Source organism: Aliiroseovarius halocynthiae (genome assembly GCF_007004645.1).
GTDB lineage: Bacteria > Pseudomonadota > Alphaproteobacteria > Rhodobacterales > Rhodobacteraceae > Aliiroseovarius > Aliiroseovarius halocynthiae.
The window spans coordinates 309,994-333,634 of the sequence record NZ_ML660019.1 but is presented as its reverse complement, the minus strand read 5'-3'; the positions used below and the strand labels follow the sequence as shown (position 1 = coordinate 333,634).

Annotated in this window: 25 protein-coding genes; 11 read left to right on the top strand and 14 right to left on the bottom strand. The window is 58.1% G+C overall.

The annotated features are described in order from the left end of the window. Positions 1 to 106: 106 nt before the first annotated feature. Together parE and FIL88_RS01745 are read left to right on the top strand one after the other, a co-directional pair. Positions 107 to 2,065, top strand: a complete 1,959-nt coding sequence (parE, locus tag FIL88_RS01750) for a DNA topoisomerase IV subunit B (protein WP_142852099.1) — start codon at positions 107 to 109, stop codon at positions 2,063 to 2,065. Further along, positions 2,058 to 2,777, top strand: coding sequence for a DUF4145 domain-containing protein (locus FIL88_RS01745; protein WP_142852098.1), 720 nt, complete (start codon positions 2,058 to 2,060; stop codon positions 2,775 to 2,777). Before parE ends, FIL88_RS01745 begins: the two co-directional genes overlap by 8 nt. A 422-nt stretch (positions 2,778 to 3,199) precedes the next feature. Here the strand turns inward: FIL88_RS01745 and FIL88_RS16815 are convergent. The 4 genes from FIL88_RS16815 to FIL88_RS01725 all read right to left on the bottom strand — a co-directional run. Next, the coding region (locus FIL88_RS16815; RefSeq protein WP_221931113.1) for a c-type cytochrome at positions 3,200 to 3,499 on the bottom strand (300 nt) is incomplete at its 3' end. Between the two features lie 77 nt (positions 3,500 to 3,576). Continuing rightward, positions 3,577 to 4,218: a DUF3047 domain-containing protein gene (locus FIL88_RS01735; protein WP_142852096.1), complete on the bottom strand. Its 642-nt coding sequence runs from the start codon at positions 4,216 to 4,218 to the stop codon at positions 3,577 to 3,579. A gap of 93 nt (positions 4,219 to 4,311) precedes the next feature. Continuing rightward, a complete protein-coding gene (locus FIL88_RS01730; RefSeq protein ID WP_142852095.1) occupies positions 4,312 to 4,989 on the bottom strand; it encodes an ABC transporter ATP-binding protein in 678 nt (225 codons plus the stop codon). Further along, complete coding sequence (locus FIL88_RS01725) at positions 4,982 to 6,268, bottom strand: lipoprotein-releasing ABC transporter permease subunit (RefSeq protein ID WP_142852094.1); 1,287 nt, start codon at positions 6,266 to 6,268, stop codon at positions 4,982 to 4,984. Before FIL88_RS01725 ends, FIL88_RS01730 begins: the two co-directional genes overlap by 8 nt. Before the next feature lie 312 nt (positions 6,269 to 6,580). Between FIL88_RS01725 and FIL88_RS01720 the strand changes: the two genes are divergently transcribed. From FIL88_RS01720 to FIL88_RS01705, 4 genes are all read left to right on the top strand, one after another. Further along, positions 6,581 to 7,084 (top strand): type III secretion system chaperone family protein, encoded by a 504-nt coding sequence (locus FIL88_RS01720; RefSeq protein ID WP_142852093.1) that lies wholly within the window; start codon positions 6,581 to 6,583, stop codon positions 7,082 to 7,084. Positions 7,085 to 7,190: 106 nt separating this feature from the next. Next, positions 7,191 to 8,006 (top strand): pyrroline-5-carboxylate reductase, encoded by an 816-nt coding sequence (gene proC / locus FIL88_RS01715; RefSeq protein ID WP_407642309.1) that lies wholly within the window; start codon positions 7,191 to 7,193, stop codon positions 8,004 to 8,006. Continuing rightward, a complete protein-coding gene (locus tag FIL88_RS01710; RefSeq protein WP_142852092.1) occupies positions 7,999 to 8,337 on the top strand; it encodes a tRNA-binding protein in 339 nt (112 codons plus the stop codon). Before proC ends, FIL88_RS01710 begins: the two co-directional genes overlap by 8 nt. Next, positions 8,337 to 9,287 (top strand): 2-hydroxyacid dehydrogenase, encoded by a 951-nt coding sequence (locus FIL88_RS01705; protein ID WP_142852091.1) that lies wholly within the window; start codon positions 8,337 to 8,339, stop codon positions 9,285 to 9,287. The genes FIL88_RS01710 and FIL88_RS01705 overlap by 1 nt, the downstream gene beginning before the upstream one ends. A gap of 38 nt (positions 9,288 to 9,325) precedes the next feature. Here FIL88_RS01705 and FIL88_RS01700 read toward each other — a convergent pair whose 3' ends face one another. Next, a complete protein-coding gene (locus tag FIL88_RS01700) occupies positions 9,326 to 9,907 on the bottom strand; it encodes a thymidine kinase (protein ID WP_142852090.1) in 582 nt (193 codons plus the stop codon). 9 nt (positions 9,908 to 9,916) lie between these two features. After that, entirely contained in the window at positions 9,917 to 10,192 is a 276-nt protein-coding gene (locus FIL88_RS16600) for a hypothetical protein (protein ID WP_185960807.1), read from the bottom strand. Positions 10,193 to 10,312: 120 nt separating this feature from the next. On the opposite strand from FIL88_RS16600, the gene FIL88_RS01695 reads away from it, so the two are divergent. Then, positions 10,313 to 10,780, top strand: a complete 468-nt coding sequence (locus FIL88_RS01695; RefSeq protein WP_142852089.1) for a hypothetical protein — start codon at positions 10,313 to 10,315, stop codon at positions 10,778 to 10,780. Here the strand turns inward: FIL88_RS01695 and FIL88_RS01690 are convergent, their stop codons facing one another. Continuing rightward, positions 10,781 to 11,134 carry a diacylglycerol kinase gene (locus tag FIL88_RS01690; RefSeq protein ID WP_142852088.1) on the bottom strand — a complete coding sequence of 118 codons (354 nt, stop codon included), beginning with the start codon at positions 11,132 to 11,134 and terminating at the stop codon, positions 10,781 to 10,783. After that, on the bottom strand, positions 11,128 to 11,499 hold the full coding sequence (locus tag FIL88_RS01685) for a YigZ family protein (RefSeq protein ID WP_142852087.1): 372 nt from the start codon (positions 11,497 to 11,499) through the stop codon (positions 11,128 to 11,130). The genes FIL88_RS01690 and FIL88_RS01685 overlap by 7 nt, the downstream gene beginning before the upstream one ends. Before the next feature lie 92 nt (positions 11,500 to 11,591). On the opposite strand from FIL88_RS01685, the gene FIL88_RS01680 reads away from it, so the two are divergent. Then, positions 11,592 to 11,843, top strand: coding sequence for a hypothetical protein (locus FIL88_RS01680; RefSeq protein WP_142852086.1), 252 nt, complete (start codon positions 11,592 to 11,594; stop codon positions 11,841 to 11,843). Here the strand turns inward: FIL88_RS01680 and glpK are convergent. Then, entirely contained in the window at positions 11,830 to 13,305 is a 1,476-nt protein-coding gene (gene glpK / locus FIL88_RS01675; protein ID WP_142852085.1) for a glycerol kinase GlpK, read from the bottom strand. The genes FIL88_RS01680 and glpK overlap by 14 nt on opposite strands. Before the next feature lie 75 nt (positions 13,306 to 13,380). Here glpK and FIL88_RS01670 point away from each other — a divergent pair, with 75 nt between their 5' ends. Next, complete coding sequence (locus tag FIL88_RS01670; protein WP_142852084.1) at positions 13,381 to 14,820, top strand: FAD-binding oxidoreductase; 1,440 nt, start codon at positions 13,381 to 13,383, stop codon at positions 14,818 to 14,820. Positions 14,821 to 15,141: 321 nt separating this feature from the next. Here FIL88_RS01670 and FIL88_RS01665 read toward each other — a convergent pair whose 3' ends face one another. The 5 genes from FIL88_RS01665 to FIL88_RS01645 all read right to left on the bottom strand — a co-directional run bounded on the left by FIL88_RS01665 (position 15,142) and on the right by FIL88_RS01645 (position 20,230). Beyond that, entirely contained in the window at positions 15,142 to 16,386 is a 1,245-nt protein-coding gene (locus FIL88_RS01665) for a calcium-binding protein (RefSeq protein ID WP_221931104.1), read from the bottom strand. A gap of 321 nt (positions 16,387 to 16,707) precedes the next feature. Continuing rightward, entirely contained in the window at positions 16,708 to 18,078 is a 1,371-nt protein-coding gene (locus FIL88_RS01660) for a glutamate--cysteine ligase (protein ID WP_142852082.1), read from the bottom strand. Positions 18,079 to 18,141: 63 nt separating this feature from the next. Further along, the gene (locus FIL88_RS01655) at positions 18,142 to 18,654 is read right to left on the bottom strand and encodes a hypothetical protein (protein ID WP_142852081.1); all 513 of its coding nucleotides are present in this window, start codon (positions 18,652 to 18,654) and stop codon (positions 18,142 to 18,144) included. Next, the gene (locus tag FIL88_RS01650; RefSeq protein WP_142852080.1) at positions 18,651 to 19,508 is read right to left on the bottom strand and encodes a GNAT family N-acetyltransferase; all 858 of its coding nucleotides are present in this window, start codon (positions 19,506 to 19,508) and stop codon (positions 18,651 to 18,653) included. Before FIL88_RS01650 ends, FIL88_RS01655 begins: the two co-directional genes overlap by 4 nt. Continuing rightward, on the bottom strand, positions 19,505 to 20,230 hold the full coding sequence (locus FIL88_RS01645) for a 16S rRNA (uracil(1498)-N(3))-methyltransferase (protein ID WP_142852079.1): 726 nt from the start codon (positions 20,228 to 20,230) through the stop codon (positions 19,505 to 19,507). Before FIL88_RS01645 ends, FIL88_RS01650 begins: the two co-directional genes overlap by 4 nt. A gap of 11 nt (positions 20,231 to 20,241) precedes the next feature. Between FIL88_RS01645 and ubiA the strand changes: the two genes are divergently transcribed. Further along, positions 20,242 to 21,210, top strand: coding sequence for a 4-hydroxybenzoate octaprenyltransferase (gene ubiA, locus FIL88_RS01640; protein ID WP_142852078.1), 969 nt, complete (start codon positions 20,242 to 20,244; stop codon positions 21,208 to 21,210). 64 nt (positions 21,211 to 21,274) lie between these two features. Then, entirely contained in the window at positions 21,275 to 23,623 is a 2,349-nt protein-coding gene (locus FIL88_RS01635; RefSeq protein ID WP_142852077.1) for an OmpA family protein, read from the top strand. The last annotated feature ends 18 nt before the right edge of the window (positions 23,624 to 23,641 follow it).

Below are 23,641 nucleotides of genomic sequence, written 5' to 3'. Positions count from 1 at the left end.
ATCCAAATCCACCCGAATGGAAAGCGCGGTCTTCCCCCTTCCCGGTGGCTCTGACATAATGCCCAGACAAAACAAAATCCGAGCAGCGTTCAAGGCGACCGAATACATGAGCAACGACCTTCTGGCCGACCAAGGCCCCGATGACTATGACGCCTCCTCGATCGAGCATCTCGACGGGATGGAAGCCGTGCGTAAGCGCCCTGGCATGTATATCGGCGGCACTGACGAACGCGCATTGCATCACATGGCGGCCGAGATCATCGACAACTCGATGGACGAAGCGGTTGCTGGCTTTGCCAACCGGATCGAGGTCACGCTGAACGCAGATTACTCGCTCACCGTTGTGGATAATGGTCGCGGTATTCCGATTGATCCGCACCCCAAGTTTCCCGACAAATCTGCACTAGAGGTGATCTTCACCGAATTGCACGCAGGCGGGAAATTCTCGGGCAAGGCCTATCAGACATCCGGCGGTTTGCACGGGGTTGGGTCGACGGTCGTGAACGCCCTTTCTGACCGGCTGCTTGTGAAGGTCGCCAAAAACAAAGAGCTGTTCTCGCTTGAGTTCTCGCGCGGGCGACCTTTGGGAAAACTTGAAAAGATTGGCGCGGCCCCTAATCGACGCGGAACCGAAGTCACCTTCCACGTCGATGAAGAGATTTTCGGCAAGCACCGCTTTAAGCCCAAACGCCTGTTCACCATGGTGCGCTCGAAAGCCTACCTGTTCTCTGGCGTTGAGATTCGTTGGAAATCCGCAATCGAAGACGGCGAAACCCCAACCGAAGCCACCTTCCATTTCCCCGGCGGCCTGTCCGATTACCTGAAAGAAACCTTGGGCAGTGCGTCGATCTATGCCGAGCAACCCTTTGCCGGAAAAGTGACCTTTCAAGAGCGCTTTGGCGAACCGGGATATGTCGAATGGGCGATCAACTGGACACCCTCGCGCGATGGCTACATCCAGTCCTATTGTAACACCGTCCCCACGCCCGAGGGCGGCACGCACGTCACCGGATTCTGGGCTGCGATCCTGAAAGGCATCAAGGCGCATGGCGAACTTGTGGGCAACAAGAAGGCCGCGAACATCACCCGCGATGACCTGCTGACCGGCGGCTGTGCGCTGGTGTCTTGCTTCATCTCGGACCCGGCCTTTGTGGGGCAGACCAAGGACCGCCTGTCGACTGAATCCGCCAATAAGATGGTCGAACAATCGGTGCGCGATCACTTTGACAACTGGCTGGCGGCCGACACGAAATCCGCCGGCGCGATCCTTGATTTCCTTGTGCTGCGTGCCGAAGAACGCATGCGCCGCCGTCTGGAAAAGGAAACCGCCCGCAAAACGGCCACGAAAAAGCTGCGCCTGCCCGGCAAACTGACCGACTGCACCTCGAAGGACCGCGCGGGCACCGAACTGTTCATCGTCGAGGGCGATTCTGCGGGTGGCTCGGGCAAGGGTGCGCGCAACCGTAAAAATCAGGCGCTGCTACCGCTTAAGGGTAAGATCCTGAACGTGCTGGGGGCTGCCTCGAACAAGATCGGCACCAATGCCGAAATCCGCGACCTTTGCGAGGCATTGGGCGTCGGCACGGGCACCAAGTTCAATGTGGATGACCTGCGCTATGACAAGATCATCATCATGACCGATGCGGATGTCGACGGGGCGCATATCGCATCGCTTCTGATGACATTCTTCTTCACCCAGATGCGCCCGCTGATCGACGGCGGCCACCTGTATCTGGCCTGCCCGCCCCTGTTCCGCCTGACACAAGGCGCGCGCCGTGTCTATTGCCTGGACGAGGCAGAGCGTGACGCGTGGCTGGAAAAAGGTCTGGGCGGCAAAGGCAAAATCGACGTCAGCCGCTTTAAAGGTCTGGGCGAGATGGACGCAAAAGACCTGAAAGAAACCACCATGGATCCCGCGACCCGCAAACTGATCCGCGTGACAATTGACGAGGACGAACCCGGCGAAACCGCCGCCTTGGTCGAGCAACTGATGGGCAAAAAACCCGAACTTCGTTTCCAGTATATTCAGGAGAACGCGAAGTTCGTGGAGGAGTTGGATGTCTAAGTACGCTGGTGCTTTTGGCGAAAAAGACAATCGAAGTGCGCCCTGTCCCAACTGTGGGGGGCCACGAAAGGTAGATACGCGATATGAGCAACTAGACTATTGGGAAGAGGGCCATGCCGCTATCTCGGGTCATGAGGAATACTACGTTTTTCAATGCAGAGGCTGTGAGACTGTCTTTTTTGCACAGTCCAGTAGTTGTTCAGAAGACTATTTTCACGCCTACGATCCAGACACGGGCGACGAAGAGCTAATTTGGAACTACCGGAGCCAGTTCTGGCCTCAAGTTGAAGACTCCACACCGCCAAGTTGGGCGGGTTTTGAGTTGAGGCGTGCGGACGAGACACTCGCGGACTTACTTGACGGTATTTACAACTGCACGCGAAACGACATGCCAATATTCGCCGCAATAGGGTGTAGAACCGCGCTTGACCGAGTTTCGGAACTGCTAGGTGTGGATCCATCACTCGGGTTTTCCGAGAAATTGGAAGCACTGCGTAGAAATGGATACATCAGTGGCAAGCAGAAGGGTATGCTTCAGATATTAATCGATGCTGGTAGCGCAGCCGCTCATCGTGGATGGAAACCTGAGCGCCAAGAGCTCTCTACAATGATCGAAATCTTGGAAGCGCTGATTAGAGATCGTTTTGTCTTGGGCGCAGATGCAAAACGCCTTGAGGCAAGCATCCCCTCAAAGCAAAAAACTTCTTCTTAGATCAATGTTGTTGGCGCGTGCACAGCACGGGCCACGCCCGACCCTCTCCCCGGGAGGGCGTATTGCAACGGATCGCTAAACGAAACGCTGCGGATGTGGTGAGGGCCAAAGAAACTGAGACACCCACGACGCCCACCCAGGGTCGGGCGTGGCCCTCTGTTGCGTAAAACATGCCCGCGGGAGGTTGCGGTTTGGGGCTAGGCTATGCGCGGGTTACCCCTGCACAGATTCCAAATACTCCGCCAACCGGATCAACGCAGCCGGGGTCGGTGTTTGCACGCCTTTTTCGTCCACCCAGACCTCCATCTCGCTTTCCAGAAGCGCGCCGAACTCGGGCATGGGGCCGCGTTGGGTGCCTTTGGCATAGCCGTCGATGGTCGACATGACGAAACGTGTCGGGAATGCGCCGCCATGTTTGGCANTCCGAACTCGGGCATGGGGCCGCGTTGGGTGCCTTTGGCATAGCCGTCGATGGTCGACATGACGAAACGCGCTGGGAACGCGCCACCATGTTTGGCGGTCAGGTTGGTCAGGTCCGGAGCGCTGGGATAGACGCCGCCTTTGGCGTCATCACCATGGCACGACGCGCAGTTTTCGGCATAGATCTCGGCCCCGGACAAGTCCGAGACGTCCTCTGCCTTAGGCTTGGCCTGCGTGTTGAAGATGTCGTCGGGCTGGCAAGCTGCCAGTGCGATCAGAAAAAGGGGAACGGCGCGGTGCATAAGCTATCCCTGCGGGCCTCGTATAAGGTCTTGCTTTGGCGTGATTCTATCACGCCCACGCGCACGCGCAACCCGTGTCACTGCAATTTAAAATTGCTGACCTGCCCGCGCATGATGGCATCCGTATCGTCACTGTCGGCAGACAGGGCCAATGCAACCAGCGCGTCGGGCTCTGACCCGAAGGCTCGGCGGTAATCTGCGGCAAGGTCTACGCTTTCCGAATAACGGCCCGTACCCGACCCGCGAAGAACGATGGTTTTGCCACGATTGCCCAGATAGGGCGACCCCAGAACCGCGCCGCGTTGGTGATTGCCACCCCAGACATAGGCCAGCACGCGGCCTTCTGGGTGGTTCAGAAGCTTGCGCAGACTGTTTGTGCCTTTCAGGCGTTCGGCTTCGGCGTTCGGCAGGAACGCGAAGTAAAGCGCAAGATTGCGGTCATCTCCGCCCTTCCGGCGCAGATCTGTCGCAGGAACCGAGCTGTCGACGGACCAGCGCCAGCTAGCCTTGCGTGCGCCCCACTCTTGTTCGCCCAACCTGTCATAGGTGATGGACACTGCGCCATCCGCTGTGACCGCCATTGCGTCCCCAGATGGCACAAACTTAACCTTCGAAAAGATCGCAAACCAATGCGTGCGCCACGCGTTGAAATTCACGGGGCCCGCAGTTGCCATACTGGCGGACAGGATCAAGGCAAGGATCGGGGTCAGAACGCGCATCGGATTCTCCGCTGAACAAATTACACGGTCAGAATGCCGATTGGGCCGAACCGCGCAATTGGGTCTCACGCGATTGTCAGGGGTTGCGAGCGGTCAGAGGATCTCGCCACCCTCAAGGCGCAGGGTGCGATCCATGCGTGCGGCCAGCTCAAGGTTATGCGTGGCGATCAGGGCAGACAGGCCGGTGTCGCGCACAAGTTCCATCAAGGCTGCAAAGACGGTTTCTGCCGTGTCCGGGTCAAGGTTCCCAGTAGGTTCGTCCGCCAGCAAAAGCGCTGGACGGTTGGCAAGCGCCCGGCAAAAAGCCACGCGCTGCTGTTCGCCGCCAGACAGTTCTGCTGGGCGGTGGCTGGCGCGGGTATCAACGCCAACGCGGGCCATCAATTCCATCGCGTGGTCACGCGCGGCACGTTCGCCGACACCGTTCGCCAGCTGCGGCAGCACGATGTTTTCCAACGCGGTGAACTCCGGCAGCAGGTGGTGGAACTGATAGACAAAGCCCACCTCGTTGCGACGCGTTGCAGTGCGGCGCCGGTCAGACTGCGCATCCATCTTCTGCCCGTTGATCGAAACCTCGCCCGCATCCGCCATATCCAGCAGCCCGGCGATGTGCAGAAGCGTAGATTTGCCCGAGCCAGAAGGTGCAACCAGCGCAACAACCTCACCCTTGGCAATCGACAGACCTGCGCCGCGCAGCACGCGGATTTCGCCCGGTGTGCCTTCGTTATAGGTTTTCGTGATACCCGAGAGTTTAAGAACCGTGTCACTCATAGCGCAGTGCCTCCACCGGGTTCATCCGTGCGGCTTTACGCGCCGGGAATAGGGTCACAACAAATGACAAGGTCAGCGACAGGCCGACAGCAGACGCCACATCCCAGAATTCCAGCTTGGCTGGCAGGTGGTAAATGCCACGGATTGACGGATCCCACACCCCGCCGCCCGAGACGTAATTCACCAGTGAAAATACGCTGTCGATGTTCAAGGCAAACAGGCAGCCAAGGATCACGCCTGCAATCGTACCGACCACGCCCGTCAGTGATCCGCACAAGAAAAACACACGCAAGATGGACCCTTCCGTCAGACCCATCGTGCGCAAAATGCCAATATCGCGCCCCTTGTTCTTCACCAACATGATCAGGCCGGACGTGATGTTCATCGATGCAATCAGCACCAGCACGGACAGGATGATGAACATCACGTTATCCTCCATATCCAGTGCCCGCAGGAATGCGCCCGACCGATCGCGCCACGTCCAAACCCCGCTTGGATCTTCGACGGCCTCCATGATCGGAAGAAGAAGGTCATCAATCCCTTCCGGATCATCCACCATCACCTCGATCTCATCGGCCAACCCTTCGCGGTTGAAAAAGCTCTGCGCTTCAGCGATGGGCAGATAAACGCGGGTGCGGTCGATGTCCCAGCGGCCCGCAGTAAAGATATACGTCACCTCATAGGCATTCACGCGCGGGCTGGTGCCAAACGCGGTCTTCACCCCGTTGGGTGAGATGATCTTGATCTTGTCACCGATGCCGACATTCAGTTCAGCCGCCACGCCCGACCCGATCGAAATACCGCGCTCAAAATCCGCCAGATCCCCAGCCGAGCTTTCGGGTTCAGCAATACGAGGAATGGTCATGATGTCCTCTTGGGAAATCCCGAACACCTCGACCCCTGCATTATATTGCCCGCGATTGGCCATGATCTGACCCTTGATCAAAGGTGCTGCACGCACAACGCCCGGGACGGTCATGATCCGATCGGCCCAGTCTTCATAATTCTGAATGGTCCGGTCCAGCCCCCCATTGGCGGTGACCCGGCTTTGCGCAAAGACCTCGACATGGGCGTTTGCACCCAAGATCGTGTCGACAAATTCATCGCGGAAACCAGTCCGCACGGCCAGCGTGATGATCAGGGCAGCTACGGCAAGCGTAATCCCGATCAAACTGATCCAGGTCATCGTGCTGACACCACCTTCGGCACGCCGTGCACGGAGATATCGCCACGCAATCTGCCATTCGAAACGGGAAAACGGGGCTGTTCGCTTGGGCAACTGTGGCTCCTGACGGGTAAGATTTGCGCCAAACTGGGGTTTCTGCGCGGCAAGGTCAAGCACATGCCCTATATACGGCCTGAAACCGCCGCCCGACCCAAATTCCGTTAACCTGTGGAGAAACAAAAGTTTTCTGTGGACAACTTGCTGAACAGGCAAAGTTTCACTTTACAGCGAGGAATGCGAGTGACACCATATCTAGTAAGGCAAGGCGCAAAGAACGCCGAACCTTGTACAGGCATCAAGCATTTGTGGCCATTTACGGTCGCTGCCACGAACCCGCCGCGAATGCTGAAACCAAGGGGGCATATCATGGCCGCAACCGAGCAGTACATCGAAAGCGAAGATCTTCACCCGATCGACATCGTAGAAACCATCGCGGAACATCACGCATGGGAATTTGACCGCGTCGCCGAAGACCAGATAGCCATGGCGGTTGAAGGCCAGTGGCGCACCTATTCGATCACATTGGCCTGGTCGCCCTATGACGAAACCCTGCGTCTGATCTGCACCTTCGAAATGGAGCCGCCAGAAGACAGCATGCCGCGGATATATGACGCGCTGAACCGTATTAACGACCAGTGCTGGACCGGTGCTTTCACCTATTGGGAAGAACAACGCCTGATGGTCTGGCGCTATGGCCTGCCTCTGACAGGCGGACAGTTTGCAGCGCCTGAACAAATCGACCGGCTGATCGCCTCGGCCGTATCGGCTTCGGAACGGTTCTATCCAGCATTCCAGCTGGTCGCATGGACAGATCGCAGCGTCGAGGACGCCCTTCAGGTCGCCATCGCCGAAGCCTACGGCCGCGCATAATACCGTATACTCACGCGCGCCCCACGCTCGGGCGCGGTTTCAGCTTGCACCGCCCGCACTGCGCTCTAATCTCGCACGTCAAATAGACACGGGATGGGACGTCACCATGATGGATCAGGTAAAATCGCGCGGACTGGTGCTGTTGGGCTGCGGCAAGATGGGATCGGCCATGTTAGAGGGCTGGTTATCAGACGGGCTGCCAACCAGTTCAGTTTGGGTAAATGACCCCTACCCGTCAGATTGGTTGAAATCGCTGGACGGGCTGAACCTGAACACGCAGATTCCCGAAAATCCCGCCATCGTATTGATCGCCGTGAAGCCGCAAATGATGGCCAGGGCGCTTCCGTCGCTGAAAGCGCTTGGTAATGGCACGACCCTGTTTCTGTCTGTCGCGGCGGGCACTCCGATTTCAGCCTATGAAGGCATGCTCGGTGACAAGACCCCCATCATCCGCGCGATGCCCAATACGCCCGCCGCCATCGGGCGCGGAATTACCGCGATTTGCGGCAATGATCATGCACCCGACGCGCATCTGTCGCTGGCCACCGCGCTTTTGTCCGCTGTCGGACAGGTCGTCCGCTTGGAAGGTGAGCACCAAATGGATGCCGTCACTGCGGTCTCGGGATCCGGCCCCGCTTATGTCTTTCATTTGATCGAGGCGCTCGCCGCAGCGGGGGTCCGACAGGGACTGCCCGAAGCGCTGGCCCTGCAACTGGCCAAAGCCACGGTGGGCGGAGCGGGCGCATTGGCGGAAGCGGCCGACGAAGATCCCGCCCAGTTGCGCGTGAATGTCACCAGTCCGGGCGGCACCACCGCCGCTGCCCTATCTGTCCTGATGGACGAAACCACGGGTTTTCCCGATCTTCTCGCCCGCGCGGTCAAAGCCGCTGCGGACCGTTCAAAGGAGCTTGCCAATGGCTGAGATTACTTTTGACGACTTCATGAAAGTCGACATCCGCAAAGGCACCATCACCCGCGCCGAACCCTTCCCAGAAGCCCGTAAGCCGGCGATCAAACTGTGGGTCGATTTCGGGGACGAGATTGGTGAGAAGAAAAGCTCGGCCCAGATCACTGCGCATTACAGCCCCGACATGCTGGTCGGGAAAGCTGTGATTGCGGTCGTGAACTTCCCACCCCGCCAGATTGGCCCGATGCGCAGCGAGGTTCTGGTGCTGGGTCTGCATGACGCGGATGACGGCGTCGTTCTTCTTGGCCCAGATCACTCGGTCCCCAACGGCGCGCGGATGTGCTGATGAAACTGTTCATCACACGCCCGCTTCCCGATGCTGTTCTGGCCCGCGCTCGCGGTGCCTATGACACCACCGTGCGGTCGATCACAACCCCGATGACTCCCCGTGAAATGACAGCAAGCCTGCGGGACTATGACATCGTCCTGCCCACATTGGGGGACATCTACTCAGCCAGTATTTTTGATAGCGCTGGACCGATCCGCGCACGTCTGTTGGCGAATTTCGGGGTCGGGTACAACCATATCGATGTGGACGCTGCCAAGGCGCACGGACTTCTGGTTACAAACACCCCAGGCGCTGTCACCGACGCAACCGCAGACACGGCGATGACCCTGATTCTGATGACCGCCCGACGTGCGGGCGAAGGCGAGCGGATGCTGCGCAGCGGCGCATGGGAAGGCTGGCATCCCACCCAGCTTCTTGGGCAGCACGTGTCCGGTAAAACCGTTGGCATCATCGGCATGGGACGCATCGGCGAGGCCATCGCGATGCGCTGCCATTTCGGCTTTGGAATGAACGTTGTGTTCTACAACCGCTCGACCAAATCGCCAGACCTTCCCGCACAACAACTTACCAGCATCAAGGACGTCGCCCGTGCCGCTGACATTCTTGTACTGGCCCTTCCCGGCGGACCAAGCACACGCCATTTGATTGACAAAGCCACGTTCGATGCAATGCCGCCTCATGCGATCCTGATCAACATCGCCCGAGGTGAAATTGTCGACGAGGCCGCCCTGATCACCGCGCTAGAAGAAGGGCAAATCACCGGTGCCGGATTGGATGTCTATGAGTTCGAACCCGAAGTGCCGAAAGCGCTTACCGATCGCGAGGACGTAACCTTGCTGCCCCATCTGGGCACAGCCACATTGGAAGTACGCACCGATATGGGCATGCTTGCGATGGATAATATCGACGCGTTCGCGCAGGGAAAACCGCTGCCAACCTCCGTCTAGCGAGCTTGGTTTTCAAGCCAACACGCCCCTAAGCGCGGTTACAGATCGCCCATCGCTTCGCGCCAGTGCCGGCGGCAGAGCGAGACATAGGTCTCGTTCCCGCCGATCTGCACCTGATCGCCATCCGTCAGCACGCGACCCTGATCGTCTTGACGCACCACCATTGTGGCTTTCTTCCCGCAGTGGCAAATCGTGCGCACCTCGCGCATTTCATCTGCCAGCGCCAACAGCGCAGCAGATCCCGGAAACAGCTTTCCCTGAAAATCTAAGCGCAACCCATAGCACATGATCGGCACACCCAAATCATCCACCACGCGGGCCAACTGCCAGACCTGATCGCCGCTTAGGAATTGCGCCTCGTCAATAAACACGCAGGTACATGGGCCTTCTGCAAGCCGGGCCTCGATCTTCTGGAACAGATCTTCGCCCTCGGCAAACGTGTCTGCCTCGGCGCCGATACCAATTCGACTGCCAATCCGCGCATCGCCCGCTCGATTGTCGAACTGCGCGGTGATCAGATAGGTCTGCATGCCCCGTTCACGATAGTTGTGACTGGCTTGCAAAAGCAGGGTCGATTTCCCTGCGTTCATGGTCGAATAGTGAAAATAGAGCTTTGCCATGCCCTTGAATTACGCGGCCAGCCCGTCGGGTTCAACCGTTCGTTTTGCGATATTTTGCAGGTTCAGCAACAGAATTTTGCGGCACAAAAAGGAGAAAGCGAGCACGAAAACAACATACGGCCGATGGGCAAACGCCCCGGGATGGATACAACCGTCGCACTGGTTAAACACATCAAGCCTCGCTCTCTCGTGCAGCCCCCTCACCTGCACCCTACGGAATTGCAGCCGCAGGCATTTTCCTTCCGACACACCATGTATCGGGCACTCGTCAACGAAATTGGTCACTCGCAAACAGCAACAGTCACTCGTTACTCTTCAATTAGGGCATTCCCTTAGGGGGAAAATAATGGGAAAAGAGATATGAAATTCCCCACACGTATGCGGGGAAGACAAGGGGGTTTGAGTATGGCGCGCGTTGGAAGCTATCTGAAGAAACACACCGAGGCGCTGGTGAAGGATGTCGGGCTGGAAGCAGCCTGTGCGGCCACCGGAAAGTCTAAGGCCACTCTGGGCCGATATTATTCAGACAGCGAAGAACATGCGGACCGCTTCATGCCCATCGACGCGGTCGCCGCATTGGAAGAGGCTTCGCGCTATCCCCATGTGACCAGCGCATTGGCCGAGCTTCAAGGGATCACCATTTCCTATGATGCAGAACGCAAGAATTCGCCCGAGGGCGGCGTGAACAGCGATGTGATTGCGCTGTCTCAGCGGTTTGCGATGCTGATGGCGGAATACCAGCAGTCGATTGAAGACGGGATCATCACGATCAACGAAGCCAAGCGTCTGCTGCGCGAAACGCTGGCGCTTCAGCATGTACTGATCGACATGAAGCTGCATCTGGAAGAAGAGTCCGGGAACGGTCAGGTCTGATCAGCCGAACAGAACCGCCGCCCACGCAACACCGCCAGCAAGTGCAGTCAGCGCGACAAAGGCGCTGGCCGTATCTTTAGCTTCGCGCGCAAGATCGTGCTGTTCGCGGGTCACCAGATCGACGGTGCGCTCAATCGCCGTGTTGATCAGCTCTGACGCCACAACCAGCAGGCTTAGCGCCAAAAGCAACGCGGTTTCACCGCGGGTCAAATCCATCCACAACGCCGCGGAACACGAGATCACGCAGACAATGGTCCATTGCCAAAGGGACGGCTCGGTTCGCCATGCGGCGCGCCATCCGGCCCAGGACCAGATGCATCTTAGCCAGAACCGTTGCCACAAAGCTTTCAGCATGCGTCCCCCGTCAGCGTCGCGTGTTCAAGATAGTGCTCTACCGCGTCCTGCACGCGGCGGAACCGATCGCCACCCAGTTTGGTCCCCCCGAACCAGCGCGTTACGACGATAATGTGGCCAGTGACGCCCTCGCGTTCCAACATGCGCAGGATGACCATCCCCGCGCCAGCCTCGCCATCATCGCCTTTCACGCCGCCCTCGTCGGGCAGGATCGCCGCCCATGTATTATGTGTGGCTTTGGCATAGCGTTTATCACGCGTGAGGGTCTTCAGAAACGCTTTCACATCTGCGCGGCTGCCAACCGGCCCACCCGAGACCGCGTATTTCGACCCCCGATCCGTCAGGAACCCGATGAATTGCTGCATGTCTGTCTTGCCCATCTGAAGTGTATAGCCGCCCAACCTTCGCTTCGCCAGATCACTCTGGCCTTTGGCGCATAAGCGATTAGACTTGGAGTATGTTTACCATCGAACACGAATTTGACTCGACCGTCGTTACCCTTGTGGACGAAGGCGAGGTTTCCGACACCCGCCATCTGAACGAGGACGTAACCATCAACGCCTTTGCCGATTGCGTGACACTGGAACAATGGGACCCGCGCACCGATCAGGTGCACAAGATCACCCTTTCACCCGCGCAATTGCGCGACCTGACTGCCGCGCTGAACCTGCCCGAAGGGATTTATCGGTCGGAACCTAAGCGCGACTAAGCGTACGCGACACTGCATCTTTCCACCCCGCATAGCGACGCGTGCGGGTGCCGTCATCCATCTGCGGGGCAAAGCTGCGCTCTAGCGCCCAAGTGTCGGCGAACCCGGTCTGATCGGGGTAAACTCCGGCTTTCATGCCAGCCAGCCATGCAGCACCCAACGCTGTAGTTTCCAGAACCGTTGGGCGATCCACCGTCGCGCCGTTGATGTCTGCCAAGAATTGCATTGCCCAGTCTGACGCCGCCATACCCCCATCCACGCGCAACACGGTTTCACTCGCATTGCCCATATCAGCCTGCATCGCTTCAAGCAGATCGCGGGTCTGGAAACCCACAGCCTCAAGCGCTGCGCGGGCGAATTCCTTGGGCCCGGATCCTCGGGTCAGGCCGAACACCGCACCACGGCATTCTGCATCCCAGTATGGCGCACCCATGCCGGTGAAGGCGGGGACCAAAATCACCTCTTGTTCGGGATCGGCTGCATCTGCCAGCGCCGTCGTCTCGGCCGCATTGTCGATGATGCCCAGCCCATCGCGCAGCCATTGCACCGCTGCCCCGGCGATGAAGATCGAGCCTTCAAGCGCGTAGGTCGGTTTGCCATTCAGTTGATAGGCAATGGTGGTCAGCAAACGGTTTTTTGACGCCACCGGTGTATCGCCCGTGTTCAAAAGGGCAAAGCAGCCCGTGCCATAGGTGGATTTCAGCATTCCCGGCTGGAAACAGGCCTGCCCAATCGTCGCTGCCTGTTGGTCACCCGCCACGCCCAGAATGGGCACGGGCGAACCCATCAAATCCGTCACCCCGAAATCAGACGCGCAATCGCGCACTTCGGGCAGCATGTTCATCGGAATATTCAGCAGAGCACAAATATCCGCAGCCCACGCACCTTTCTTGATGTCATATAACATCGTCCGCGCGGCATTCGTCGCATCGGTTACATGCGATGCGCCATCTGTCAGGCGCCAGATCAGGAAGGTATCCACGGTACCAAAGGCCAGCTCTCCGGCTTCTGCCTTGGCGCGCGCACCGTCCACGTTGTCCAAAATCCACGCCAACTTTGTGGCCGAGAAATACGGATCCAGCAAAAGCCCCGTGCGATCCGTCACCATGCCCTCGTGCCCTGCGGCTTTCAGATCGACGCAGGTCTGTGCGGTACGGCGATCCTGCCAGACAATAGCGTTGTAAACAGGCGCGCCTGTTGCGCGGTCCCAAACCAATGTGGTTTCACGCTGGTTGGTGATACCGATCGCCGCGACCTCTTGCCCTTCGGCAGCCTCAAGGCACGTGGCGCATACCGATTCCCAGATTTCCTCGGGGTCATGCTCGACCCAGCCCGAGGCTGGAAAATGCTGGGTAAATTCCTTTTGCGCAACGCGACTTGGCCGCATATCCCCGTCAAACAAAATCGCGCGGGACGACGTTGTGCCCTGATCAATGGCAAGGGGGGCTCTCCTTCTTGGCATGGCGCACAGATGAAACTAGAAGTTATCGCTAGCACCTTGCCAATTCCAAGTCACGCATATCCCAAGGGACATTTCATGGACATTCTCGACAGCCTACGCAACATCATTGGACCGGACCATGTTTTGACCGGGTCTGATACGGCGGGGTTCGCAACAGACTGGATCGGCAAGTATGAAAACACGCCCCTTGCCGTTCTGCGACCTGCATCGGTGGACGAGGTATCTCGCATCATGGCGCTGGCCAATGACACAGGCACCCCGGTCGTGCCTGTGTCAGGCCATACCGGTCTGGCAGGCGGTGCCCATGCGCCCGAGGGCAGCGTGATGCTGTCGCTGACCCGGCTAAACAAGATCCGCCAGATCAAGCCTGACGCACGGTTGGCAATCGTCGACGGGGGCGTGGTGCTGGAAAGCCTGCATCATGCGGTGGCCGAGCATGGATTGCGCTTTCCCATGACCTTCGGCGCGCAAGGCTCGTGCATGATTGCGGGGATGCTTGCGACCAATGCGGGCGGGTCCAATGTTCTGAAATTCGGCAATACCCGCGCGTTGTGCATCGGGATCGAGGCCGTCTTGCCCGATGGCCGCGTGCTGGATCTGATGAGCGAGCTGCACAAAGACAATTCCGGCTATGACCTGCGCAACCTTCTGATTGGGTCCGAGGGCACGCTGGCTGTAATCACCGGCGCAGTGCTGAAACTTGTCCCCGCCCCCGCCGCCCGCGCCACCGCACTTTTGGCGCTGGACACTCTGACCGATGCGCTTTCGGTTCTGAACCGACTGCAAAAGGCCACGGGCGGTGCGGTTGAAGCCTTCGAATACATGCCCGCGCATTACATGTCCGCAATTCACACGCATCTTGAGGGTTTGAATCCCGTCTTTGGCACCGAACCCAACATGACCATTCTTGCCGAAATCGCCTCGACCGCGCCAAAGGATGCCCTGCCCGGCCCCGATGGCAGCCTGCCGCTGGATGCAACCTTCGAAAACATCCTGGCCGAGGCGATCGAGGCTGGGCAGATCCAAGATGCGGTCATCGCCCAGAACGACACTCAACGCAGTCAGATGTGGACCCGCCGCGAAGCCGCCGCCGAGGTCTGCCTTTCCCGTAATCCACTTGTGAACAACGATATTTCCCTACCACTGGATCAGGTCGAGCCGTTCCTGACACGTATGAAAGCCGAGTTGATCCAGCTGGACCCCGGCGCCGAAACGCTTGAGGTTGCGCATCTGGGCGATGGTAACATTCACTACAATGTCTATCCCAGCACCCCAGCACTTTGCGATCCCGTGATGGAGTTGGTCGAAGATGTGGTTCGCAATCTGGGCGGCAGCTTCTCGGCCGAGCATGGGATCGGCGTTAGCAAGCTCCAGTCAATGCAGCGGCGCAAAGATCCGGTTGCGCTGGCGGTCATGCACCAGATCAAACAGGCACTTGACCCGAAGGGGATCATGAATCCGGGGAAGGTGTTGCCTAATTGCGGGGAAGTGATTTTCAGAGCAGGTCAGCTTTGAGCCCATAGCGACAGATGCCGCGCCCGGCCTCTGTGGCAGCAATCCGCAGATGGCAGACTTTGCACAGCTGAGCAAACGGCCTAGGCTTTGGCGCGAATTGTGTCTGATAACCACCCAATGCTCACAACAATTGAGTCAGAGTACTTCCGCGAATGCGTTAATTGGTAATCAAAGAAAAATAGTCATGCGACCTACGTCGTCAATCGCCGAACACTGCACTCTGGGATTTTTGCCAGAATGCAGTAGAACAATCATACTCTGCTTCAAAGGCATGGGCCTGACTTTGGGTCAAGTCAGTTCCCATGGTTCACCACATCGGTTTTATAGTTCAAGCGCTTCGTCAGAAAATTGAATGCGTTCCACACCGGTCAAAATATCGGTCCCATCGCGACCGCCTGTTGTGTCGTGAACAGTCGTTTGATCTTGCACAGTTGTAATTTCATACTCACTGCGAGGGCCAGAAAAAACAACGACATCGTTGCCCAGACCTCCGTCAAATGCGTTGTTCCCAGCGTTTCCGGTAAAGACATTGTCGTACTGGTTTCCAACGACGCCTGAGTCATTTCCACCGGTCAAGGTGATGTCCTTTAGGAATTGCGATTTGTGGGTGTAGATTTTGTCTGGGTGGAACCTCAGCCAAAATACATCGTTGAAATCCGCGGGTAACGCTGCCGTGAATGTAATGTAAGGGGGCAGGAATTTTTCAATCATTGCATATCCAAGGGGGTCGTTCTCTTGAACGCCTTCCCGGGAGTCTGCGAGCGGATAAGCCGAGAAATGGCTCTTGCCCTCAGGAACATCTGCCGGGGTCAAGATTTTCCCCTCGTAGACCTTTGGTTTGGCCTTCCACAGGTTAAGATAATTGTCGTAAACACAAATGTAATACTCATTAGGATAGTTGTCCGGCTCTGATCTCGGCCATCCAAGGAACCCTCTTGCGGTCGCTGCATCTTCTGCCGCTTCAATCTCTTTTTGGTATTCTGGCAGCACGGGTTTTATCCCGTAATCATGTACGAAATGGAAAATTTCCTCCCATGAGGCATCCCTTGTTTTGTGCTCCAGATAATCTTTACTGCCCTCAACGGTGATTTCGTTTGCGTGTTGATTTTGAACTTTGCCACCGAAAGCATCAAACACCGCACGCATTCCTGCAGTTTCCATCGAATCCCAGTTGTTGGCAAAAATGAGCGCCGCGCCTTGATCTGCGATACTGTTGGCCACAGCAGATTTGTCGCTGCCGTACTGTAATCCGGGAACGCTGGTTAAATAGTGCTCCAGAACGTTGCGCCCCTTTACAGCCTGCGCATCCGTCCAGCCATCCTCAATCAGGATGTGAATGGGTTTACCATTCGGAGCAACGACTTTTGTGTATTTGGAAAAGACATTCGTATATATCGCGGGCGTTCCCTTGGGGAAGGGTACAACGCCGGTTTGGGTTGTTGAAATGTCGATGTCGTCGGGAAACGTCTCCAACGTGATCTCATCTTTTCCAAATATGAATACGGCGAGCACAGGGATAGCGATCGCAATCAGCGCATATTGTAATCTCATTGTCTTCAGTTCCAATTTGGTCGGTATGCAAACCAAGTGTTGCGCATAACATGATCGAACTCTTTGGGGGAGTAAAATGGCTAGCACTAATCTGAACGAATGAAGCGAAATTCTGCTTTAAAGCAAGCCGAGGTCTTGGCTGTGTGCAATGGCGCGGTCAATCCGTGCTTCCTAAAACCCTCGCTACTTGCCGATCAGTCTGACGCGTGAAACCTTTTTGTCCCCAAGGCTTGTAACCACGGGGCGCCAGAGGGCAAAATGCAACTTCCGCTTCGGGCTGTGTGCGGTCCTTGCCTTCTAACAGGCGAGTGGCCGATTTGTCCCGCAAAGCAGCCCTTAGTAACTATACTCTGCATAAATCCGGCTGAGATCCCCGTCCCATTCACCGTGATATTTTCCCAGCAGTTCACAGGCGGGCGAACGGCCTTCTTCGACACATTCTTGCAGCGCGTTCAGGAAGTGGGTTTCGTCCGGCACCATACCGCCACTGCCCACGCGGGCGCGGGCTTTCAGGCCGCCTTCGGCGATCTTCACCACATCGCGGGCCAGATCGAGCATGCGAATGCCGTTCACCTCGGCTTGCAGCCCATCGACGGATGCCGCAACACGCAAGGCTTCGCGGGTTTCGGCATCCCAGCCTTTGGCCAGATCCCATGCCGCATCAAGGCTGGTCTGGTCATACATCAACCCGACCCACAAGGCGGGCAGCGCGCACAGGCGACGCCACGGGCCACCATCTGCGCCGCGCATTTCCATATATTGCTTGATCCGCGCTTCGGGGAAGATCGTGGTCAGGTGATCTGCCCAGTCCGACAGCGTCGGCGTCTCGCCCGGCAGCGCGGGCAATTTGCCCTGCATAAAGTCGCGGAAGGACTGGCCCAGCGCGTCGATATACTGCCCGTCACGATAGACGAAATACATCGGCACATCGAGCGCATAATCCACGTAGCGCTCGAACCCCATGCCGTCTTCGAACACAAATGGCAGCATGCCAGTGCGCGCGCCATCCAGATCACGCCAGATGCGCGAGCGCCAGCTTTTGTGACCGTTGGGCTTGCCCTCGAAGAAGGGCGAATTTGCAAAAAGCGCGGTTGCCACCGGCTGCAGGGCCAACGCCACGCGGAACTTCTGCACCATGTCGGCCTCGGATGCGAAATCGAGGTTCACCTGCACAGTACAGGTCCGATACATCATCTGTTTTCCGTGTGTGCCAACCTTATCCATGTAATCGGTCATCAGCTTGTACCGCCCCTTGGGCATCACGGGCATCTGCTCGTGCGTCCATTCAGGTGCGGCGCCCAGACCGATGAAGCGCGCGCCCATCTCGTCCGCGATATCCTGAACCTCGCGCAGGTGTTCGTTCACCTCGTCACAAGTTTGGTGGATATTGTCCAAAGGTGCGCCCGACAGTTCAAACTGCCCGCCCGGTTCAAGCGAGATATTCGCGCCATCGCGTTCCAACCCGATTAGATTGCCCGCCTCGCGCACCTCGGACCAGTTATACCGATCCCGCAGCCCTTCCAGCATCTTCAGGATCGAACGATCCCCGTCATAAGGCAGCGGCTTCAGCGTGTCCTTGCAATAGCCGAACTTCTCGTGCTCGGTGCCGATCTTCCATGTCTCGCGCGGTTTACAGCCGCTTTCCAGAAACTGTGCCAACTGATCGTGATGGGTGATCGGACCACCACCGGACTGAGGAATGGACATGTTCGGCTCCTATAGAAAACGCCCTTATGGGGGCTTCAGTCGTGGGGCAACCCGCGCCCGGTGTCAATGCAGCTTAACGACCGCCTGCCCCCAGATCACGACAGTGTCAGCAGGTGGCGTGTTTACAGCGCGAATAGCGACGTCGATATCGGCACCAGACAAGGCCGTTAGGGCATCGAAAATTGCTTCTGCCCCTTCGGCGCGCGCCGGGATCACAAGCACGTTACCGGGTTGATGGAACCGCCAAACTGACAGCCCCGCACGGTCCTGTACGATTTCAATCAAACGCAGATCATCAAGCGAGGCAAAGCCGCCCCCAACCGGGGCTAGATAGGTCACTTGCCTTTCGTCGATCTGCACAACGCCAACGCCACCATGGGCGCTTCGAATGCGCGACCGGCGCAAGCCCGACAACAGCACCAGCACGCCAAGCCCTGCCAAAGCCACCCCCAGCCATTTGATCAACCCAAGCGATCCCCACGCCCACCAGAGCCCCAGAAGGATGATCCCAGCCCCGATCAGCGCCTCGCGATAGCGGGTAAGTGCGGTCAGCGCCTCGGTCCGAACAAAGCTCATGCAGCCTCCAAAATGATGGGTTCCTTCAGGATTGCCAGATGATACGCGCCGATACGTTCGAAACCGATGGCTTCGTAGGCACGGCAGGCGGGTTCACCGCTGGCAAACAGGATCGCAGTTTGAACGCCCTCGGCGCGCACCTCGTCCAGATGCAAGGCCACGGCCCGGCGGGCATACCCGTACGACCGCAGCGTTGGCGGTGTATAGACCGCCCCGATTTGCACCATATCGGGCAATCGGGAATTGAACGCGGTCATGGCGACAGGCTGGCCGTCTTGGATCAACAACCGCGTCTGGCCCGCCGAAATCGACCGTTCGGCACGTTCTTTTGCCTCGGCATCCATGCGCGAGGGCGTGCTCATCCGCAATTCGGAAATATAGTCGCGATGCCAAATCTCCAGCATCTCGCGATCCGCCTCGACCGGCGGGCGTGTATGGCTTTGGCCTACAGGCACGATCAATCCATCAAGAGGCAAGCGATACAGCGGCTCGGCATCATCTAAGGCGAAATCTTTGGCTTCGAGCTGCAAAAATGCGCGACCAAAAGCCACTTGCGGCGCATCCCCTGTGATGCCCAATATGCTTTGCCCTGCAATGCAATCGCGAAACGCCAACCAGTCCCTTTGACACGCATCGGGGGCCTGCATCATCAAAAATCCCGCATTCGACCGCCCAAACACGGCCCGAATGCCCTGCTCACTTTCACAGATCCAATATGTCGTGGCGCGAGGCGACTCGCCCCCTTCCAAGCCACATTCGATCAGGTTCGACCGCAAAAACATGCTGGTTTCCGCGTGATTTGCCAAGAAAACCTCGATTGCGACCTCGTCCCCGGGCCGGGCCCTGCGGATCATCCCCAATCCCCCAGCACTTGCTGCCACATCGTCATGGCAGCGACAGCGGCGGTGTCCGCGCGCAGGATGCGGGGACCAAGGCTGACGGGGTGAGCATTCTCCATCGCGTGCAGGCGAGCGCGTTCGCGGTCAGAAAACCCACCTTCGGGGCCGATGAAAATGGCCCAACGGTGACCACTGGCGGCTGACAGGGTTTCTGCAGCACCCACCAAGGTCTCGTCGCAGAACATGATCTGACGATCTTCCGGCCATGCATCCAACAGCTTGTCCATACGCATCAGGTCGACGACCTCGGGCACGTAGGTCCCACCGCATTGCTCGGCGGCTTCAACCGCGTGGGCTTGCAAGCGATCGCGACGGATGCGTTCAGAGTTGGTGAACTCGGTCGACATGGGCTGAATCAGGGCAGCCCCCATTTCAGCGGCTTTTTCGACGATAAAGTCTGTACGCGCCTTCTTGATCGGCGCGAAACACAGCCACAGGTCGGGCGGCATATGCAGCGGGCGGGATTGTTCAAGACATTCCAACACGCCCTTGCGCTTGCCCGCCTCGACGACACGCGCGGGAAACTCGCCCTCGCGGCCATTGAACAGGGCAACAAGATCGCCTTCGCCCAGCCGCATTACACCAAAAAGATAATGCGCCTGATCGCGGTCCAGCGAAACGGTTTGCCCCTGACCCAAGGGGTGATCTACATAGAGTCGCGTTTTTGCCTGTTTCATGAGGGAAACCTATGACCCCGAACACCGATTTGCCAGACCCTACAGGACAGGTTTCTGATGCCTATACCGGCAACTGGGTGGATCACCGTGCACCTGCATGGTCGCGCCCCTATCTGCGCCTCAGTCGGGCGGATCGCCCGATTGGGACCTGGTTGCTTTTGCTTCCCTGCTGGTGGAGTCTGCTTTTGGCAACCGCCAGCACCGGGCGCTTTGGCTGGTATGACGCATGGATCATGCTGGGCTGCGCCATTGGATCGTTCCTGATGCGCGGCGCAGGATGTACGTGGAATGACATCACGGATCGCGATATCGACAGCAAGGTCGAGCGCACGAAAAGCCGTCCAATCCCATCGGGGCAGGTGACAGTAAAACAGGCGATGGTGTGGATGGGCCTGCAGGCGCTGATCTCGTTTGGGATATTGCTGACCTTCAACTGGGCCACGATCCTGCTGGGCATCGCCGCTCTGCTGCCCGTAGCCATTTATCCGTTTGCCAAACGCTTTACGTGGTGGCCGCAGGCCTTCCTTGGCATCGCCTTCAACTGGGGCGCGCTGGTGGGCTGGGTTGCGCATACTGGTTCGCTTGGTCTTGCACCCATCGCGCTTTACGCGGCAGGGATCGCATGGACCCTGTTTTACGACACGATTTACGCCTATCAAGACACCGAGGACGACGCGCTGATCGGCGTTAAATCCACCGCCCGCCTGTTTGGCGAGAACAGCCGCACATGGTTGCGGGTGTTTCTTGTGGTGACTGTTGTGCTGGCCGCATTGGGCGTGGTTTTGGCTCTGATCCCAGGTGCAAACGCATTGACGCTGGTCGTGTCGATGGGGGGTGCGTGGTTCATGGGCTGGCACCTCGCATGGCAACTGCGCAAGCTGGACACCGACAACCCAGAAACCTGCATGAAACTGTTCCGATCAAACCGTGATGCGGGGCTAATTTTTGTGCTGTTTCTTGCCGCAAGCCAAATCGTTTGATTGCACCCTGACCCAACTCCTCATAAGAAACTTAAAACCAAAGATATAACGGACCCGACTTCGTATGCGCGCATCGCAAATCCTTCTGGTACCGGCTTCACTGATTGTCGGCGCTCTGCTCGCCCTTGTGGTGGCCATTCTTTCGGTTGATGTGATCGAAAGCAGTTCGGAAGAAACGATACAAGATGCGCTGACCCTGCGCGGGCATGAGTGGGTTGAGGTTCAGGCCGACGGCTTGCAGGTGGTTCTCTCGGGCACCGCACCAAGCGAAGCCATGCGCTTTCGCGCCCTCTCTATTGCAGGGGGCGAGGTCGATGCGGCACGGATCATCGACAATATGACTATTCCTGCGGCAGAAGCGATACAGCCACCCCGGTTTTCGATCGAAGTCCTACGCAACGATGCTGGCGTATCGATGATCGGTTTGATCCCAACAGAATCTGACCGCGACACCCTGATCAACGAAGTGGCTGGCATCGCAGGGCGTGCGCAAGTCACTGACCTGCTGGAAGTTGCCGACTATCCGATTCCCGCAAACTGGGACAGTACGTTGGATTTTGCAATCTATGCGCTGCAACAATTGCCGCGCGCGAAAATCTCGATGGATGCGGACAAAGTGGCAATCACTGCTGTGGCCGACAGCGCGGAAGAACAACAAGATTGGGCACGCCGTTTGAAGCGCAAAGCGCCACGCTCGATCCTTCTGTCCATCGATATTTCAGCACCCCGCCCGGTGATCACCCCCTTTACGCTGCGGTTCCTGATCGACGAAAACGGCCCGCGATTTGACGCCTGTTCAGCCCATGACGCCATTGGGCGCGCCAAGATCATCTCGGCCGCAACCGAGGCCGGCCTGGACGGAGTCGCAAACTGCATTATCGGGCTTGGTGTACCATCGCCCGATTGGGCTGATGCTGCGGAAATGGGCATTAACGCAGTCGCGACGCTGGGCGGCGGCTCGGTCACCTTCTCGGATGCGGATGTGACGTTGGTTGCCCAAGACACCACGCCGCAAGCCACGTTTGACCGTGTGGTGGGCGAACTGGAAAGCAACCTTCCAGACCTTTATTCCCTGCATTCGGTCCTGCCCGAACCCGTCAAAATCGACGGCACCGGGGAAGGCGAAGCAACGCCTGAATTCGTTGCGACCCTCAGCCCCGAAGGGCAGGTGCAACTGCGTGGCCGCTTGACGGATGATGCCTTGCGCAGTGCCGCGGAAAGCTTTGCACGTGCCAAATTCGGATCAGGCGCGGTCTATCCCGCTACCCGCCTTGATCCCGACCTGCCGGGCAACTGGCCGACGCGTGTTCTGGCCGGGCTCGAGGCGCTGTCGCTGGTCGCCAACGGCGTTGTGGTCGTCCAACCGGACATTGTCGACATTCGTGGTCGCACCGGAGATCCAGAAGCCAGCGGCGAAATCTCGCGCCTTTTGGGCGAAAAGCTGGGCGCGTCCGAGAACTTTCAGGTCAACGTTACCTATGAAGAAAGCCTGAACCCAACCCTGAACCTGCCCAGCCCGGAACAATGCGCGGCCGACATCAACGCCGTTCTGGCCGAGAAAAAGATCACCTTCGCGCCCGGTTCTGCGAATATCGAAGCCTCGGCGGCAGATACGGTCGACAAGATCGCCGAGATTATGCGCCAGTGTTCGGATGTTCGAATGGAAATCGCAGGCTTCACTGACAGTCAGGGCCGCGAGGAAATGAACCTGGCCCTGTCTCAGAACCGTGCCCAAGCTGTTCTGTCTGCTCTTCTATCGCGCCGCATTCTGACTTCGAACTTGTCGGCTGTTGGCTATGGCGAAGAAAGCCCGATCGCAGACAACGGAACCGAGGATGGCCGCGAAGCCAACCGCCGCATCGAGTTCCGCCTGCTTGAAGGTGTGAGCTCGGACAACACCGATGTTGACGATGCGGGCGTCGATGCCCCCGTCGAGGGTGACACAACACAGGCCGAGGCGGACGCCCCATCAGACGACAGCGCGACACCGTCCACAACAGATCCGGACGCAACAGCAGAAGAACCGGCAGCTGAAGCACCCGCTGCAGACGCGCCCCCCGAAGACGCGACAGAAAACGCATCCGCCGCCGAAGAAACACCGGAAACCGTCGTGGCGCCCACTGGCGAAGACGCTCCGGTCGCGTCAGGTGAGAACGCCCCTGCCGACAGCCCGGCTGAAGACACGCCCGCTGCTGAACAGAACGCAGATGCCGCTGAAACGCAGACCGATGACGCCACCGCTGAAACCCCGGCTGACCCAGTTACGCAAGACACCGAAGCGACGGATACGGAAACGCCGGACGCCTCGCCCCCCGAATCAAGTGAAGACCCGGCTGAACCGTCCTATAGTGGTCCCGAGATCTTTGCCCCAGACGCCAACGACATCCGCCCGGCCCCGCGCCCGGACCGCTGATTGACACCGAAGGACAGC

Excerpts from the sequence above, each read along its gene's own strand:
- FIL88_RS01655 (WP_142852081.1), bottom strand. The coding sequence starts at position 18,654 with ATGAGCTTTGTTCGGACCGAGGCGCTGACCGCACTTACCCGCTATCGC.
- parE (WP_142852099.1), top strand. The coding sequence starts at position 107 with ATGAGCAACGACCTTCTGGCCGACCAAGGCCCCGATGACTATGACGCC.
- FIL88_RS01695 (WP_142852089.1), top strand. The coding sequence starts at position 10,313 with ATGGCGCGCGTTGGAAGCTATCTGAAGAAACACACCGAGGCGCTGGTG.
- proC (WP_407642309.1), top strand. The coding sequence starts at position 7,191 with ATGATGGATCAGGTAAAATCGCGCGGACTGGTGCTGTTGGGCTGCGGC.
- FIL88_RS01635 (WP_142852077.1), top strand. The coding sequence starts at position 21,275 with ATGCGCGCATCGCAAATCCTTCTGGTACCGGCTTCACTGATTGTCGGC.
- FIL88_RS01700 (WP_142852090.1), bottom strand. The coding sequence starts at position 9,907 with ATGGCAAAGCTCTATTTTCACTATTCGACCATGAACGCAGGGAAATCG.
- FIL88_RS01680 (WP_142852086.1), top strand. The coding sequence starts at position 11,592 with ATGTTTACCATCGAACACGAATTTGACTCGACCGTCGTTACCCTTGTG.
- FIL88_RS01710 (WP_142852092.1), top strand. The coding sequence starts at position 7,999 with ATGGCTGAGATTACTTTTGACGACTTCATGAAAGTCGACATCCGCAAA.
- FIL88_RS01720 (WP_142852093.1), top strand. The coding sequence starts at position 6,581 with ATGGCCGCAACCGAGCAGTACATCGAAAGCGAAGATCTTCACCCGATC.
- FIL88_RS01660 (WP_142852082.1), bottom strand. The coding sequence starts at position 18,078 with ATGTCCATTCCTCAGTCCGGTGGTGGTCCGATCACCCATCACGATCAG.
- FIL88_RS01745 (WP_142852098.1), top strand. The coding sequence starts at position 2,058 with ATGTCTAAGTACGCTGGTGCTTTTGGCGAAAAAGACAATCGAAGTGCG.
- FIL88_RS01650 (WP_142852080.1), bottom strand. The coding sequence starts at position 19,508 with ATGATCCGCAGGGCCCGGCCCGGGGACGAGGTCGCAATCGAGGTTTTC.
- FIL88_RS01690 (WP_142852088.1), bottom strand. The coding sequence starts at position 11,134 with ATGCTGAAAGCTTTGTGGCAACGGTTCTGGCTAAGATGCATCTGGTCC.
- FIL88_RS01735 (WP_142852096.1), bottom strand. The coding sequence starts at position 4,218 with ATGCGCGTTCTGACCCCGATCCTTGCCTTGATCCTGTCCGCCAGTATG.
- FIL88_RS01705 (WP_142852091.1), top strand. The coding sequence starts at position 8,337 with ATGAAACTGTTCATCACACGCCCGCTTCCCGATGCTGTTCTGGCCCGC.
- FIL88_RS01670 (WP_142852084.1), top strand. The coding sequence starts at position 13,381 with ATGGACATTCTCGACAGCCTACGCAACATCATTGGACCGGACCATGTT.
- FIL88_RS01730 (WP_142852095.1), bottom strand. The coding sequence starts at position 4,989 with ATGAGTGACACGGTTCTTAAACTCTCGGGTATCACGAAAACCTATAAC.
- ubiA (WP_142852078.1), top strand. The coding sequence starts at position 20,242 with ATGACCCCGAACACCGATTTGCCAGACCCTACAGGACAGGTTTCTGAT.
- glpK (WP_142852085.1), bottom strand. The coding sequence starts at position 13,305 with ATGCCAAGAAGGAGAGCCCCCCTTGCCATTGATCAGGGCACAACGTCG.
- FIL88_RS01645 (WP_142852079.1), bottom strand. The coding sequence starts at position 20,230 with ATGAAACAGGCAAAAACGCGACTCTATGTAGATCACCCCTTGGGTCAG.
- FIL88_RS01685 (WP_142852087.1), bottom strand. The coding sequence starts at position 11,499 with ATGCAGCAATTCATCGGGTTCCTGACGGATCGGGGGTCGAAATACGCG.